Source organism: Rhodoferax koreense, from assembly GCF_001955695.1.
Lineage (GTDB): Bacteria > Pseudomonadota > Gammaproteobacteria > Burkholderiales > Burkholderiaceae_C > Rhodoferax_B > Rhodoferax_B koreensis.
Genome location: NZ_CP019236.1, coordinates 1189166 through 1202906, shown reverse-complemented (window position 1 = coordinate 1202906; position 13741 = coordinate 1189166). Strand labels below are relative to the sequence as shown.

Below are 13741 nucleotides of genomic sequence, written 5' to 3'. Positions count from 1 at the left end.
TATTTTTACATGCATACAGTCCAACCTGGTTGTTAAAAATTGATCCGGTCCTCGGGCGCGCACGGGCCGCGCGCTCCGCGACAATCGCTGACCAGATCAACCGACTCCATCCATGGCCATCCAATGGTTCCCCGGTCACATGCACGTGACCAAGAAAGCCGTCATCGACCGCGTCAAGGAAATCGACGTGGTGATCGAACTGCTCGACGCCCGCCTGCCCGGCTCCAGCGCCAACCCGATGCTGGCCGAGCTCACGCTGGGCAAACCCGCGCTCAAGGTGCTCAACAAGCAGGACCTGGCGGACCCGGCACGCACCGCGTTGTGGATGGCCCACTACAACGCGCTGCCCGGCACGCAGGCGATCGCGCTGGACGCGAGCGAGCCCGCGCCCGCGCAACGCCTGGTGCAGGCCTGCCACGGGCTCGCGCCGAACCGCGGCGGCATGGCCAAGCCGATGCGCGTGCTGGTCTGCGGCATTCCCAACGTGGGCAAGTCCACGCTGATCAACACGCTCAAGGGCAAACGCGCGGCCAAGACCGGGGACGAGGCCGGCATCACGCGGCTCGAGCAGCGCATCACCATCGCCGACGACTTCTACCTCTACGACACCCCAGGCATGCTGTGGCCGCGCATCATCGTGCCGCAAAGCGGCTACCACCTGGCCGCCAGCGGCGCCGTGGGCCGCAACGCGTATGAGGAAGAGGAAGTGGCGCAGGAACTGCTGGCCGTGCTGCGGCGCAGCTATTTCGGGCTGCTGCAGGCGCGCTACCGGCTCGGTGCGGCCGAGGTCTTCGAGGGCCAGGACGAAGAGGCGCTGCTTACCGAGATCGGCCGCAAACGCGGCACGCTGCTCGGCGGCGGCCGGGTGAACCTGCAGAAGGCGGCGGAGATCGTGATTTACGAATTCCGCGCCGGCACGCTGGGCCGCATCACGCTGGAAACGCCGGAGGAATTCGCCCAGTGGCTGGCCGCCGGGCAACTGGCCGACGCCCAACGCCAGGCGAAGAAGGACCGCCGCAAGCAGCGCGGTGCGCCCGCCGCGCCCAATCCGGCAGACTCAGCCGATCCGGAATGACCATGCCGGTTACAAGCGGTTGCCTCTTCCATTGACCTTGCATTGACATACGCGGCGCGCGGTTTCCGCACCTGTCCTACGCCCCGCCGCGGGCGTTCGGGCGCACACTGTGTCTCCGTGCCGCCATCGCGCGCCTTTGACCAGCGCAGGCGGTTCATTCACCGAAAGGAGACCTATGCAAATCCAAGTCAACACCGGCAATGGGATCGAAAACAAGGAAACACTGGAACGCTGGGCACAGGCCGAGCTGACCGAAACCCTGAGCCATTTCAAGGGTGAACTGACCCGCGTCGAGGTCCATCTCAGCGACGAGAACGGCGACAAGGCCGGCGGCAGCGACAAACGCTGCGCCATGGAAGCCCGTCTCACGCACCACCAACCCGTCGCCGTGACGCACCATGGCGCCACGCAGGACGAAGCCTTCCGCGGCGCCAGCGGCAAACTCAAGCGGCTGCTGGACAGCACGCTGGGCCGCTTGAAGGACCACCGCGACCACGGCTCGATCCGCAAGGATGGCACGCTGGAAGCCGAACCCGGCCTCTGATCCCGGCCTCAGCCGCGCGGCAGGTGCGCGTGGATCAACTCCCCGGCGATCGAAAACCCGCGCGGCGGATATTTGGGCATCACATCGCCGGGGCCGAACCAGCCGGCTTCGGCAATCTCGTTTTCATCCACGCGGATCTCGCCGCTCTCGTATTCCGCCGTGAAGGCCAGCATCAGTGAATGCGGAAAAGGCCAGGGCTGGCTGCCGAAATAAGCCACGTCGCGCACCCTGAGGCCGACTTCCTCGTACACCTCGCGGTGCACGGTTTCCTCGATCGACTCACCGGCTTCGACGAAACCGGCGAGCGCGGTGAAGAACTGCGCCGGATGATGCAGGTGGCGCGCCAGCAGCACGGCCTCGCCTTTCTTGATCAGCACCATCATGGCCGGCGAAATGCGCGGATAGGCCACCATGCCGCAGGCCGGGCAACGCGCACAGCGTTCCCCGGCCACCCTCTCGGTCGGGGTGGCGCAGGCGCCGCAGAAACGGTGGGTACGCGCCCACTCGGCGATCTGGTAGGCGCGTCCGGCCACCGCCACCAAGCCCTCGTCCATCACGCCGAAAAGCGAACGCAGCTTGCGGAATTCGAACCCCTCTGGCGCGACGGCCTCGCGCGCCAGCCACGTGGCACGGGCATAACGCCCTTCGAGCACACCCACGGGCAGGAAGGCATCGGGCACCGGCTCGAACGCGGCTGGCAGTTCCGCTGCATCCTGCCGCACCAGCAGTTCATCGCCACGAAAGACGAAATTCAGCGGCGCGGGATGTTCGGCCAGATCGGGTGCCGTGAGCAGGGGCACGAAAGAAGGCGGGGTCTTGAGCATGGTGTCGGCACTTCAGTTGAACAGGGCCTCGAAGCCTTCGACCGGCTCGAAACGTTTGTTGCGGTAACGCAGGCGGGTCGGCCCGGGCAAGGCGCGCGCCGCGATGCTGTGGCGCGGATCGCCCGGGTAGCAGATCGTGCGGACGCCCTCGTCGTCGAAGGGCTCGGGCTGGATCACGGGTGGGCGCCGTGCGCGCGCCTCGGCGAACACGGTCTCCAACGTGGCGTGGCGCGCCAGATGCGCCAGGCTCATGATCTGCGGCGGCGCGAGGTCGATCGCACCGTCCCAGTATTGTTCGAGCGCCACACGCGGCGGCAGCCAGAGGCTGTGCACCGCCTCGTGGTTGTCGTGCACCGCCGCCTGGCCCTCCGGCACGGCAGCCACGAAGAAGCGCGTGTCGAAGCGTTTGTTCATCACGGAGGGCGAGGTCGGCGTGACCCAGCGCGACCAGGGCAGCACGGCCGCCGTCTGCAGCCGCAGGCCGAGCTGCACCAGCGCGGCATTGAACGGCGTGCCTTCGCGCAGCAGGGCCGCCGCGTTGCCGACTTCGGCCAGCGTGCCCGGGCGCGCGAACAACACGCCGGACTCCTCGAACACTTCCCGCAGCGCCGCCACGTGCAGGGCCGCGGCGGTGGCGGCGTCGATGTCGGGTTCACCCATGGCCGCGTGCAGTCGATCGAGCGGCCGGTCGAGCGCGGCCAGCAGTTCGGGCTCGGCATCTTCCGCATCCAGCTTGCCGCCAGGGAACACATACGCGCCGCCGAGCACTTCGGACGCGCCGTGGCGCTGCACCAGGAACACTTCCAGCCCGAGCGGGCCATCGCGCAGCAGCACGACGCTGGCAGCCGCGCGCGGGGGGGTGTGGACGACGCTGTAGTTGAGTTCCATGGGCTTTGCGGGTTGGGGAGGGATCGACCTCCTGCAAGGCTATCAGAGTCACGGGCGTTGCGTGTGCCGAACCCGAGGCCTAACCCAAGGCCGCCGTTCCTGCAGTATCCGCCCCCATCACGCCGCCCTGGTGCAGGGGCTGCGCGGGCGCGCCAGCAGCGCCGGCCGGCCTGTGTTAACTTCCCGCCCATCCCGATTTACAGGCCATAACAAGATGAACAGTCCGTCCGCGCCCGCCAGCGCCTCCCTGCCGCAACGCCTCGCCGCGCTCGCGCCGGGCGCCCTGCAGGGCATCCGCCGCGGCATCGAGAAAGAAAGCCTGCGTGCCAAGCCGGACGGCAGCCTCGCGCTCACGCCGCACCCGGAAGCGCTCGGCTCCGCCCTGACCCATCCGCACATCACCACCGATTTCAGCGAGTCGCAGGTGGAACTCATCACCGGCGTGCATGCCGACGTCGAAGCCTGCCTGGCCGAACTGAAGGAAGTGCACCAGTTCACCTACAAGACGCTCGAGGCCATGGGCGACGAGATGCTGTGGGTATCGAGCATGCCCTGCGGCCTGCCCACCGACGAGACCATCCCGCTCGGCCGCTACGGCAGTTCCAACGTCGGCCGCGCCAAGAGCGTCTACCGCATGGGCCTGGGCCACCGCTATGGCCGACGCATGCAGACGATTTCAGGCATCCACTACAACTGGTCGCTGCCTGGCGTGTCGAGTGAAGACTACTTCGGCCTGATCCGCAATTTCCGCCGTCATGCCTTCTTGCTGCTGTACCTGTTCGGCGCCTCGCCGGCCGTGTGTTCGAGCTTCGTCGCCGGGCGCCAGCACGAGTTGCAGGCGCTGAACGAGAACACCATGTACATGCCGCACGGCACCTCGCTGCGCATGGGCCGGCTCGGCTACCAGAGCGACGCGCAGGCCTCGCTGGCGGTGAGCTACAACAGCCTGGACGGCTACGGCGCCTCGCTGCAGGAGGCGCTGACGCGGCCCTATCCGGCCTACACCAAGGTCGGCGTGAAGAACCCCGGCGGCGACTACAACCAGCTCGGCACCAGCCTGCTGCAGATCGAGAACGAGTTCTACGGCACGATCCGTCCGAAGCGCGTGATCTTCCCCGGCGAGCGGCCGCTGCATGCGCTGCGCGAACGCGGCGTCGAATACGTGGAAGTGCGCCTGCTCGACCTGGATCCGTTCGAGCCCATTGGCATCAACGCCCAGACCATGCGCTTCATCGACGTGTTCCTGCTGCACTGCCTGCTGTCCGACAGCCCGCCCGATTCGCCCGAGGAGATCGCCGCCCTGGCGCGCAACCAGCACCGCGTGGCCGCGCGTGGCCGCGAGCCTGGCCTGCTGCTCGAACGCGGCGGCCAGGAAGTGCCGCTGACCGATTGGGGCCGCGAACTGGTCGCGCAATGCGCGCCGATCGCCGCCGCACTGGATGCCGCGCATGGTGTGCGCCTCTACAGCGAAGCGCTGCAGGCCGCCACCGCGGCGCTCGGCGATCCCGACAGCCTGGCCTCGGCGCGTGTGCTGAAGGCGATGCAGCAGGACTTCGACGGCTCGTTCATCGACTACACGCGTGCGCGCTCGGCCCAGACCCGTGCCGCCCTGCTCGCCGAGCCTTTCAGCGCAGCGCAACAGGCCCGCTTCAGCGCCATGTCGGCGCAGTCGGTCGAAGAGCAGAAGGCCATCGAAGGCGCCGACACCATGCCCTTCGACATCTACCTCACGCAATACCTGTCGCCCGGCCGTCTCGGCCTGAAGCCGCGCCAGGCCGCGCAGAAGGTGGGTCCGGACACGGCCTCCACGTCCGTGAAGGCCACGGCGCCCGTGCACTGAGCGCGGGCGTTCAGTCCAGCATGAGCAGCGCCTCGTCGCGCCAGTAGGCGACGGCGGCGTAATACCCTTCCCACACGCAGCCGTTGCAGCCGCGGCCGCAGCAACTGCTGGGCTCCGGCGGCGGTGCGCGCAGGGCCAGGCCGGCGGTTGCGGCGCGCGCCTGCAGCGCATCGAACATCTGACGGGCGTCCACCACACCGGTGATCGGGGCGTTCGCCCAGTCGATGACCGTCATCAAGACGGCGTGGCTTCGGTCTCGACGACCAGATCGAGCACCAGCACGGTGGCCGACGCGTCCGCGGGCACCGGCCCGGCGCGCTGGAAGCGCTTGACCCGCAGCACGTTGCGAACGCCCTCGGTGTGGGTGTAGCCCTCGATCTCGCCGTAAAGCGGCTGCCAGGGCCCTGGCGTGCCCGTGGAGCGGCCCTGCGCGTCGTAGCTGCGCTCGCGCACCTGCAGGCAGCGTGCGTTGGGGATAAGCGGATGCGAACACGCCACCTGCCTGGCGGCCACCTCCATGAACACCAGCGTCGCCGGGCCGCCGTAGCGGGTCTCGCTCGTCGGCTGGCCGACGAAGACCAGGGCGGTCTGGTTGGCTGTGGTCAAACGCAGCTTCGGCGCCTCAGCCGCCGATGCGGCCACCAGCGCCAGTTGCACCGGCTGCGCCAGCAAGGACGAGAGCGTGGCGTCGACCTGCATCAGCGCCGGCGCGCAGGCCATGCGCGTGGACATCAGTTGCGAGACGGCGAGCGCGCCGCCATCGCTCACCGTATACGCTCCGCTCATCTGGTTGCACCCGCCGCGCACGCCGAGGCGGCCTTCGGGCTCGAAGCTCAACAGCAGCGGACGGTCCGCACGCGGCGCGAGCGCGGCGATGGGCCGGCCGGTGGCGTCCGTGGCCGATTCGAGCCGCCAGCGCTGCGCCTGCAACAGCGGCATCCAGTCGGCGCTGGTGGCGGGTGGGCTGGTCATGGCGGCTCCAGAAGCAGGAGAAGAGGGTTTCGGACCGGCAGCACAGGCCAGCAGGCTCACGGCCAGCAGCCCCGCGGCCGGGATCAGCCGCCACCGGCCCGTCAATGATCGATTCAAGGGTGACATGCCATTTTTTCCTCTCGGCTGCGAATCCGCCGATTTTGCGGTTATAGGAGGTTTGCCGGCGAAATCCATGCTGCCTTTTTCTTGAGCAGTGCAATGCAAACCCTTTGAAATCAACGACTTGGCAGGGCCATACAGCCCATTTACCGGTTTATCCACAAAGTTGTCCAGAGGGGCTCTGGAGAACCTCCGGCGCATCGGCCAAATCCGTGTTTTCTACTGCCCATTAAATAAGCAGCCTAAGCTTTCCCCTTATGAAACAAGCACTTGCACGGGCCATACAGCACCATCTCCGGGTTATCCACAAACTTGTTCAGCGATGTCATGGAAAACTATATTTTTCATGCGGCGAGCCCGATCCGGGACATTTCTGTGGCAGCGAATGCGCGCGATTCAGGGCGCCTTGCCGATGGCGCGCCGGCGAAGGTAGAGCCCGAGGAAGGCCACGCCGAGCACCAGCGCGAACCAGCCCACCAGCGCCGAGCCGGCAACGGCTTCGCGCATGCCGCTCGGGGCCATGAAGGAAGGGCTGATCAACACCGCCAGGCCGATCAATGAACAGAGGATGCCGCGTTGCAGCAGGTCGGTGTTTTCCTTGCGGGTGGGTTTCTTGGTCATGGACCAAGGTTAGCGCAAAGTGCTGGCCTTGACGGCCACGTCGAAACGCAACTGGCTGCTGGCCTCGCCACGCCCTGCGGTCTTGCTGCGCCCGACCCAGAGCCAGCTCCTGCCATCAGCGCTGCGGGCGTACTGGAACTTGCGCTTGAGCGTGGCCCCGATACGCGGGACTTCCTCCTCCTCGAGCCAGAGGCGTTCGGCCTCGGGCATGGGCCGGTTCGGGTTCTGGCGCAGCAGGTGGCCGCGCGGGTAGAACACGTAGGCGCGCACGTTGGCATCTTCGGGAATCGGCAGCGGGCTGATGAAGTTGGGCTGCGCGTCGAGGCCGTCGAGGAAGTCGCTGAACGCCGGATCGTCCGCACCGAGCACCGCTGGCGCCGGGTAGAAGCGCTTCATGCCCGCGCGCTCGAGCTGGATGTCGAGCGGATCGGCCAGCTGCAGGCCGTTGCGCCGCACCGGCAGCAGCGGCGTCCAGTTGGCCGGCACGGGTGTGGCCAACCGGTACACGAGTTGCGGGTCAGTGGCGGCGAACTTCACCTGCTGCTGGAAGGCCAGGCCCTTGGCTTCGAGATCGCGGTCCAGCGCCTCGCCCGACACGCCTTGCACCTTCTTTTCGATAGCCCAGGCCAGGTTGGCCATTTCGTCGCGCACGAAGAGCGTCTGCTCCAGCGGCTCGCTCTCCATCACGCCGTCCAGGCTGTCCGGGATGAACACGGTGTGCGCCAGCAGGTCCTTCAAGGCCGGCGCGGCGTTCACCTCGAACATGCGCCAAGGGCTGGTGGTCACGGCCGAGATCGGCCCGGCCGTGCTCACGATGCCGAAGCTGTCGACCACCTCGAAGCGGGTCACGCGGTAGAGCCCGCCCGCGGGAAGGCGCACCGGCAGCATGAACCAGTCGTTGCCGAAGGTCAGCGCGAACTCGGTGACCGAGAGCCGCAGCAGGTCGGTGGCGCCGGCTTCGGCCCCGGCGAAGTTGACGTTGCCATCCTCGAATTCCCAGTAACGGTCGGCCGGCATGCCGGGGTAGCGGACCGGCGTGGGATGGCGCTGCGCCACGCTGAAGCGGCGTGCCGGCGCGGCGTCGCCCCCGTTGCCTCCGTTGTCCGCCAGCGGCCTGGCCCTGAATTCGTCCCAGTCCACGTGGCCGTCGGTGTACTCGGGCACGTCGAGGGCGACCGCGCCCACGCCCGGCGCCGCCGGGCCAGTACCGAGCGCAAACGCATATTCGAAGCGCTCGCGCTGCCAAGCCGGGTTGCCGGCCGCGGCTTCGTCCGCTTCATTTCCTTCGAAGACCACGCCATCGAGCCAGGCCAGCCAGGGATCGAGCGCCGCCTGCACGGTGGCGGGCAAGGCGGCCAGCGCGGCGGGCAGGCCGGTCAGCAGGCCATCGGCGCCACGCAGCGGCGTGAGGTCGGCGGCAAGTGCCTGGGCATCCAGGGTGCGCCCGGGCAGCACGCCGGACCACAACAGGCCGGCCATGTCGGCCGCCCCGTCGGTCGGCGCGGGCAACGCCAGCGGATAGGCCGAGCACAACACCGGGCGCGCGCCGGCGTCGACCCGGCGCAACAGCTGCAGGCCGGCTTCGCCGCGCAGGCGTGGATGGGTGCGCCACACCGCTTCGGCCTCCACCCGCGTCTCGATCGGCGCCTGCCCCGGCGCGAGCGCCTGCCAGGGCTGCCGATCCTTCTCGGCCCCCGCGCGTAAGCGGCTCACCGGCAGGCCGCTCACCTCGAAGCGCACGGACAGCGGCGTGCCCGCGTCCTCGCCCTGGAACTCGTTGAATTGCCACTGCCGCGCAAGCATCCACAGCGGATCGGCCAGCGGCGCCTGCAGGCCGAGCTTGAGGCTGACCGTGGTCGGCTGGGTTTCCAGGCGCGTGAAGCCGGTGATCGACGGCTTGCTCACCGCCGCCATCGCCGCGCCCTGCAGGTAAGCGCCACTTTCCTTGAGGAATTCGCGTTTCATGATCGGCCTCCTTGCGTGCTCAGACCTTGCCCAGCGGCAGCACGACCTTGCCCGTGACCCCGGCCTTGAGCTTGCGGCGCAGCGCCTGGCGCGAGAGCTCGAGCAACTGCACGCTCGGCCATTCGTCGGTGAAGTTCTGCGGCAGGTAGTTGCCGGGCAGCAGTTCACCCAGTCCACCTTCGAGGTCGCGCGGGCGCACGGCGCGCAGCCGCGCCAGGTCCCAGGCCTCGTGCACCACGTCCAGCACCTGGTCGAACTGCCAGTGGGCCTGGTTGGCCTGCGGCGGCAGCGCCAGCACGATGGTCTGCGGCGGCCGCGCGCCCGGCGCGTCATAGTGGAAACCGATGCCCGCGGTCTGGAAACGGTCCGGAATCGCCTCCTGCCATTCGTCGCAGACGAAGGCCGCGAGGCGGGTGGCAGGCGCCACGGCTTGGCGCCCGCCCGGCGTATGCAGGGCCAGCGCCAGGCTGGGCTTGATGCGGTGGAAGTTCTTGAAGGCCGACACCTCGCCGGCCAGCAGTTCGCGCAACTCCTCGGGTACCTGGGTCAGGTCGGCGGCCACGCCGTCGGCCTCTTTCCAGGCCTCGGGCAGCGCGGCCCAGGCCTGGCCATCGCGGTGCGGATACTGCACCACGGTGAAGTCGCCCGGCGCGCTGAAATCCACCAGCGTCTCGTGCGCAGACAAGGCGCCGGCAAAGCGGTCCAGCCCATCGCGCACGCGGGCGAGTTGCGTCATCCAGCCGGTCACGCGCCACGGGTCCTGCACGGTCAGCACATCCTGGGCGGCGAGCGAGGCGTTGAACTGCGGCGCATAGTCGCCAAGCGTGAAGCGCGGCAGCACCGGGAAGTCGCGGCCGAGCAACGCGCGGATCTGGTCGATGGCCTGCTGCGCCTGTTGGCCGTGCGTGGCGCCATCGGGCAGCGGCGTGAGCAAGGCATCGAGCCGCGCCTGCAGGATGTCCCCTAGTGTGGACTTGGCAACTTCTGCGCGTGCTTCGCGGCCGGCCGGGTCGGCACCGGCGCTGTCGATGGCCGTGACCTGCGGCGGCCAGCTCGCGGGCGGCACGAAGTCTTCCAGGGCCGAAAGGTTGGCCAGCAGTTCGTCGGCGTCGGCGCTCACCGCCAGCGTGTCCTTCAAGGCCACGAATTCGGTGAGCAAGCTGTCGGCGCGGTCCTGCAGATCGGCCAGGTCCACGCCGGGGTATTCACCCTCGTCGGGCAGCGCCTGCTCGATGGCGTCGGCCGGCACCACCAGGTCCTTGCGCGTGGCCGGGCGCAGCTTGTCGAGCAGCGCACGCAGCGTGGTGCACAAGGCCTCGAAATGGCCCAGGCCGAGGTCCCGCGGCGTCGCGCCCTCGGGCTGGATGTCCAGGCCGGTGATGCTGGCGGGATCGTCGGCACGCTCGGCCAGTGCGCGCGCCAGCAGCGCGCGAAAACCGGTGTTGGCCTGCTGCGCCTGCACGGCGGCGTCGAGCGCGGTGGCACCGAGCACGGCACTCAGCGCCGAGAGGCCGAGTTCGTCCAGCGCGACCACCACCGGCTGCTCGTCCACCGCGTTGCCCCGGTGCACACGCGCGCTGAAACGGTAGCGGCCAGGGGCGCCGAGCATGTGGGCCAGCCATGCGTCGAGCGCGGGCTCGGTGCGCGCTCGGCGGTCCTGCGGCCAGCCGGGCATCGGCGGCGGGCACAGCACGGCGAAGCGCTGCGTGTAGGCCACGCCGCCGCGCGGCGTGCGCGCCACCTCGGGCTCGATCGGCAGCGCCTGTTTGTCGACCACGGCCATGGCCGCACCCGCGCGCTCGAAATTGCCCTTGACGATCTGGTGCACGCCTTCGGCCATCAGCAGGTCGCTCACCGCGTCGGCCAGGTCCAGCGCCTCGGCGATCACCGCCTCGAAGGCCTGCTGCTCCGCACCCGGCAGGCCGCTGAAGGGCTGGTGCCCGCCGACGACCACGCCGGCCAGCCGCGCGCGCACCGTGGCCGGGTTGTCCTGCCAGGCCGCGAGCAGGGCCACGGCATCGACCACGTCGCGCGCGGCCACGGCCTCCTGCGGCTCGTCGCTGGCCTGGTCGCCCGCGGGCCGCCAGGGATAGGCCTGGCGCAGCGGCCAGATCAGCTTGCCCAGCGGCGGCTGCGCATCGCGCAACCCACGTTCGATGCGGTAGCCGTACAAGGCCGCGAGCGGCTGGTCGCGCGTCAGGCCCTGCAGGATGTCGAGCGCGCGGCGTGTGCGCAGCGAATCGAGGTTGATGTTGAACGCACCTTCGGCCCGGTTGGCCATGGCCCCGCTGCGCAGGATGGCGGCGGTGGCGGCCTGGGCCAGCGAGGGCGCGAGGATGTAGCCTTCGCTGTCGGGCCGGGTGTCGGGCTGGAGGTTTTCCACCCAGCCGAAGCCGCCGACATAGACCCCCGTGGCCTGCCGGGCGCGCAATTGGGCCAGGCGTTCGCTGGCGCGTGCCGTGTACCAGGCGTCGAGCCGGTAGGAGAACGCGTCGAGCGTGGTGCGAAAAGCCGTGTTGAGCTCGCCCACCGATCGTGTCGCCAGGTAGGCGAGACTGGCCTTGACCGCGCTGATGTCACGCAGCGGCTGGATCAGTTTCTGGCTGCCCTCGAGCAAGGCACTCGCCGCCGCCCCCGCGCGCACCGGCGCCATGACCAATGGCTGCGCGGCCAGGCCCTGCATCACGTGCTGGCCGAGCGTGGCGGTGCCGCTCACGTCGGGCAGCACCACGCTGGCCAGCTGCCGCGGCGTGTGCACTTCGAAGCTGGCTTCGGTTTCGAGGCGTGGCTCTACATTCACCAGCTTCGCGATGGAGGCCGAAATCGTCTTGCTGTAGGCAGCGCTTCCGAAGGCCAGCGACACCGCGGCCTCGTGTTTCTCCAGGTCCACCGAATACGCGGCCAGCGCCTGCAACAAGGCCGGCCCGGCCTCGTACTGCTTGAGCAGGGCATCGGCCTGCGCGGCCGGCCCACCGAGCGCGGCCGCCATCTGGGCCAGGTAGTTGGGTGCGCCGGCGGGCAGGAAACTCGCGGCCGGGGCCTCGTTCTGCGGCGCCTTGGCGTCGGCCAGCACCCAGGGCACGCCAGCGAGATAACCCGGCGTGTAGGGCGGATCGGGCCGGAAACGCCGGCAGACGATCTCGGCATTCCAATAGTCGGCAATGTTGAACAGGCCGAACAGCTTCTTGGCCAGCATGTCCTTCGCGGGTCCCCACGGCGTCTGCGCCATGCACACCTTCAGCGGGTCCTCGTCTCGGTAGAACGCAGCCTGCGACCACGGCGCCGTCTGCAGGATGTCCTTGGCGCGCGCCACGTCGCCGTCCTTCATCAGCGGCACCTTCCGGCTCGCGATCTCCCACATCGGCCTGAGCAGGCCCAGCACCTTGCCCACGCCGACGGCCACTGCCGGGCTGCCCGCATCGCTGTAGCCCTTGCCCACCACCGGCAGCAGCCCATAGGGCTGGTTGCCCACGCGCAGCACCGGCAGCGGCCCCGCGGGGCGCAGATGCGTGACGGCGTAGCTGCGCAGGCGGTACAGGGTCTGCGGCTTGAGGAAGGCCGTCTTCTCGTCGTCGCCGGCGGCGTTCCACAGTTCGGCGAGGTACTGGCCGAAGGTGCCGCGCCACAGAGTGTTCACCATGTGCAGGCTGGTGCGCTGGTCGGTGAGATGGGCGTTGACGATGCCCTCGGCTGCGAGGCTGTCCGTCGGCAGACCGAAGGCGTCACCCACCAGTTCGAGCGCGTCCTTCTGCGCCGGCAGCGCGGCGTTCTCCGCCGCGGTCGGCGCGGCCTGTTCTTCGACCGGGCTGTAGCCGGACGGTGCGCCTTCGGTGTTGTTGGTGGGCGTGCCCGGCGGTATGAAGCCGATGCCGCGCCCATCGCGCTGCGCGGCCAGCAGCTCGGCCAGTTCGGTCGCGCTCTGTGCCGCATCCTTGCTCCACTCGAGGCCAAGCACGACCAGCCGCTTCAGCGTGCCCTGCGCCAGGCTGAAACGACCGCTCACTTGCTGCTGCGTGACCTCGATGGCCATGCCCTTGTGCAGCGCGGCGTCGAAGTCCACCAGCCAGCGGCGCTCGCCATCGAACAGGCCCTCGGTCTGCTCGCCGAGGTTCAGCCAGTCGGGCGACATGGGTAATTCGTCGGGGATGCGGTTGCCCCAGACCCGGAACACCTCGGCCAATCCGTCGCCGGCGCCCGCGGCATAACCGATGGCGCACCAGCGCTCGGGCAGCAGCACGGCGCGCGTGGCCTTGGCGCGCGCGTCGATGGCGGGCACGTCCGGGAACTGCGGTGCAGCGCCGGGCTGGCCGAGTTCCGCCAGGTTGAGCGGCTGCAGCACGCGCACGACCCAGGCCGCGCGGCTGCGTCCGAAGACGCGGGCCATATCGCGCCCGGCACGGTCCGCTTCATCGGTCGCGCCCGCGAATCGCGCCACCCACACCGCCGTGCCGCCTTCGCGTTCCGCATCGGTCAGCGCGGCGGCATGGCCCAGCACATGCAGGACGTCGGGATAGACACGGATGCGCAGCGCAGCACCGCCCTGCACGTAACGCGTCTCCAGCCGCACCGGAAACAAGGCGATCGGCAGGCCACCGTCCAGCGCTTCGGCGAGCAGCGCCGGGTCACGCTGCGGCACAAGCGCGTTGACCCCCGCATCGAGTTGCAGCTCGAGTTCGGCCCGGCGCCTGGCGAGTTCGGCGCGACGCTGGCGCAGCGCGGCGAGTTCGGATTCGGCATCGGCAACGGCCGCGTTCTGTTGTTTGAGCGCACCGATGCGCGCAGACTGTTGCAGAAGCTGCTGGTCGAGCTGGCTCTGCAGCGCGGCCAGGCGGGCGCCGTCCTGGCGCAGGCCATTGACGCGGTCGAGGTTGAGGTCCAGGCGTGGCATGCGA

10 protein-coding genes are annotated in these 13741 nt (G+C 69.2%); 3 read left to right on the top strand and 7 right to left on the bottom strand.

Annotated features, from left to right (window positions below):
• Positions 1-112 precede the first annotated feature (112 nt).
• Both ylqF and RD110_RS05750 read left to right on the top strand, forming a co-directional pair.
• Entirely contained in the window at positions 113-1075 is a 963-nt protein-coding gene (gene ylqF, locus RD110_RS05755; RefSeq protein ID WP_076197530.1) for a ribosome biogenesis GTPase YlqF, read from the top strand.
• Between the two features lie 175 nt (positions 1076-1250).
• Positions 1251-1619, top strand: a complete 369-nt coding sequence (locus RD110_RS05750) for an HPF/RaiA family ribosome-associated protein (protein WP_076197528.1) — start codon at positions 1251-1253, stop codon at positions 1617-1619.
• Between the two features lie 8 nt (positions 1620-1627).
• On the opposite strand, the gene nudC is transcribed toward RD110_RS05750, so the two are convergent.
• Together nudC and RD110_RS05740 are read right to left on the bottom strand one after the other, a co-directional pair.
• Positions 1628-2443: an NAD(+) diphosphatase gene (nudC, locus tag RD110_RS05745; protein ID WP_204250028.1), complete on the bottom strand. Its 816-nt coding sequence runs from the start codon at positions 2441-2443 to the stop codon at positions 1628-1630.
• Between the two features lie 12 nt (positions 2444-2455).
• Entirely contained in the window at positions 2456-3331 is an 876-nt protein-coding gene (locus tag RD110_RS05740) for an NUDIX hydrolase (RefSeq protein WP_076197526.1), read from the bottom strand.
• 214 nt (positions 3332-3545) lie between these two features.
• Here RD110_RS05740 and gshA point away from each other — a divergent pair, with 214 nt between their 5' ends.
• Complete coding sequence (gene gshA, locus RD110_RS05735) at positions 3546-5171, top strand: glutamate--cysteine ligase (RefSeq protein WP_076197524.1); 1626 nt, start codon at positions 3546-3548, stop codon at positions 5169-5171.
• 10 nt (positions 5172-5181) lie between these two features.
• Here gshA and RD110_RS05730 read toward each other — a convergent pair whose 3' ends face one another.
• From RD110_RS05730 to RD110_RS05710, 5 genes are all read right to left on the bottom strand, one after another.
• Entirely contained in the window at positions 5182-5406 is a 225-nt protein-coding gene (locus RD110_RS05730) for an oxidoreductase-like domain-containing protein (RefSeq protein WP_076197522.1), read from the bottom strand.
• The gene (locus RD110_RS05725) at positions 5406-6143 is read right to left on the bottom strand and encodes an META and DUF4377 domain-containing protein (protein WP_239467178.1); all 738 of its coding nucleotides are present in this window, start codon (positions 6141-6143) and stop codon (positions 5406-5408) included. The genes RD110_RS05730 and RD110_RS05725 overlap by 1 nt, the downstream gene beginning before the upstream one ends.
• Positions 6144-6659: 516 nt before the next feature.
• Complete coding sequence (locus tag RD110_RS05720) at positions 6660-6884, bottom strand: hypothetical protein (protein WP_076197518.1); 225 nt, start codon at positions 6882-6884, stop codon at positions 6660-6662.
• Between the two features lie 9 nt (positions 6885-6893).
• Positions 6894-8849: a hypothetical protein gene (locus tag RD110_RS05715; protein ID WP_076197516.1), complete on the bottom strand. Its 1956-nt coding sequence runs from the start codon at positions 8847-8849 to the stop codon at positions 6894-6896.
• A 19-nt stretch (positions 8850-8868) separates the two neighbouring features.
• Entirely contained in the window at positions 8869-13737 is a 4869-nt protein-coding gene (locus tag RD110_RS05710) for a hypothetical protein (protein WP_076197514.1), read from the bottom strand.
• Between the last annotated feature and the right edge of the window lie 4 nt (positions 13738-13741).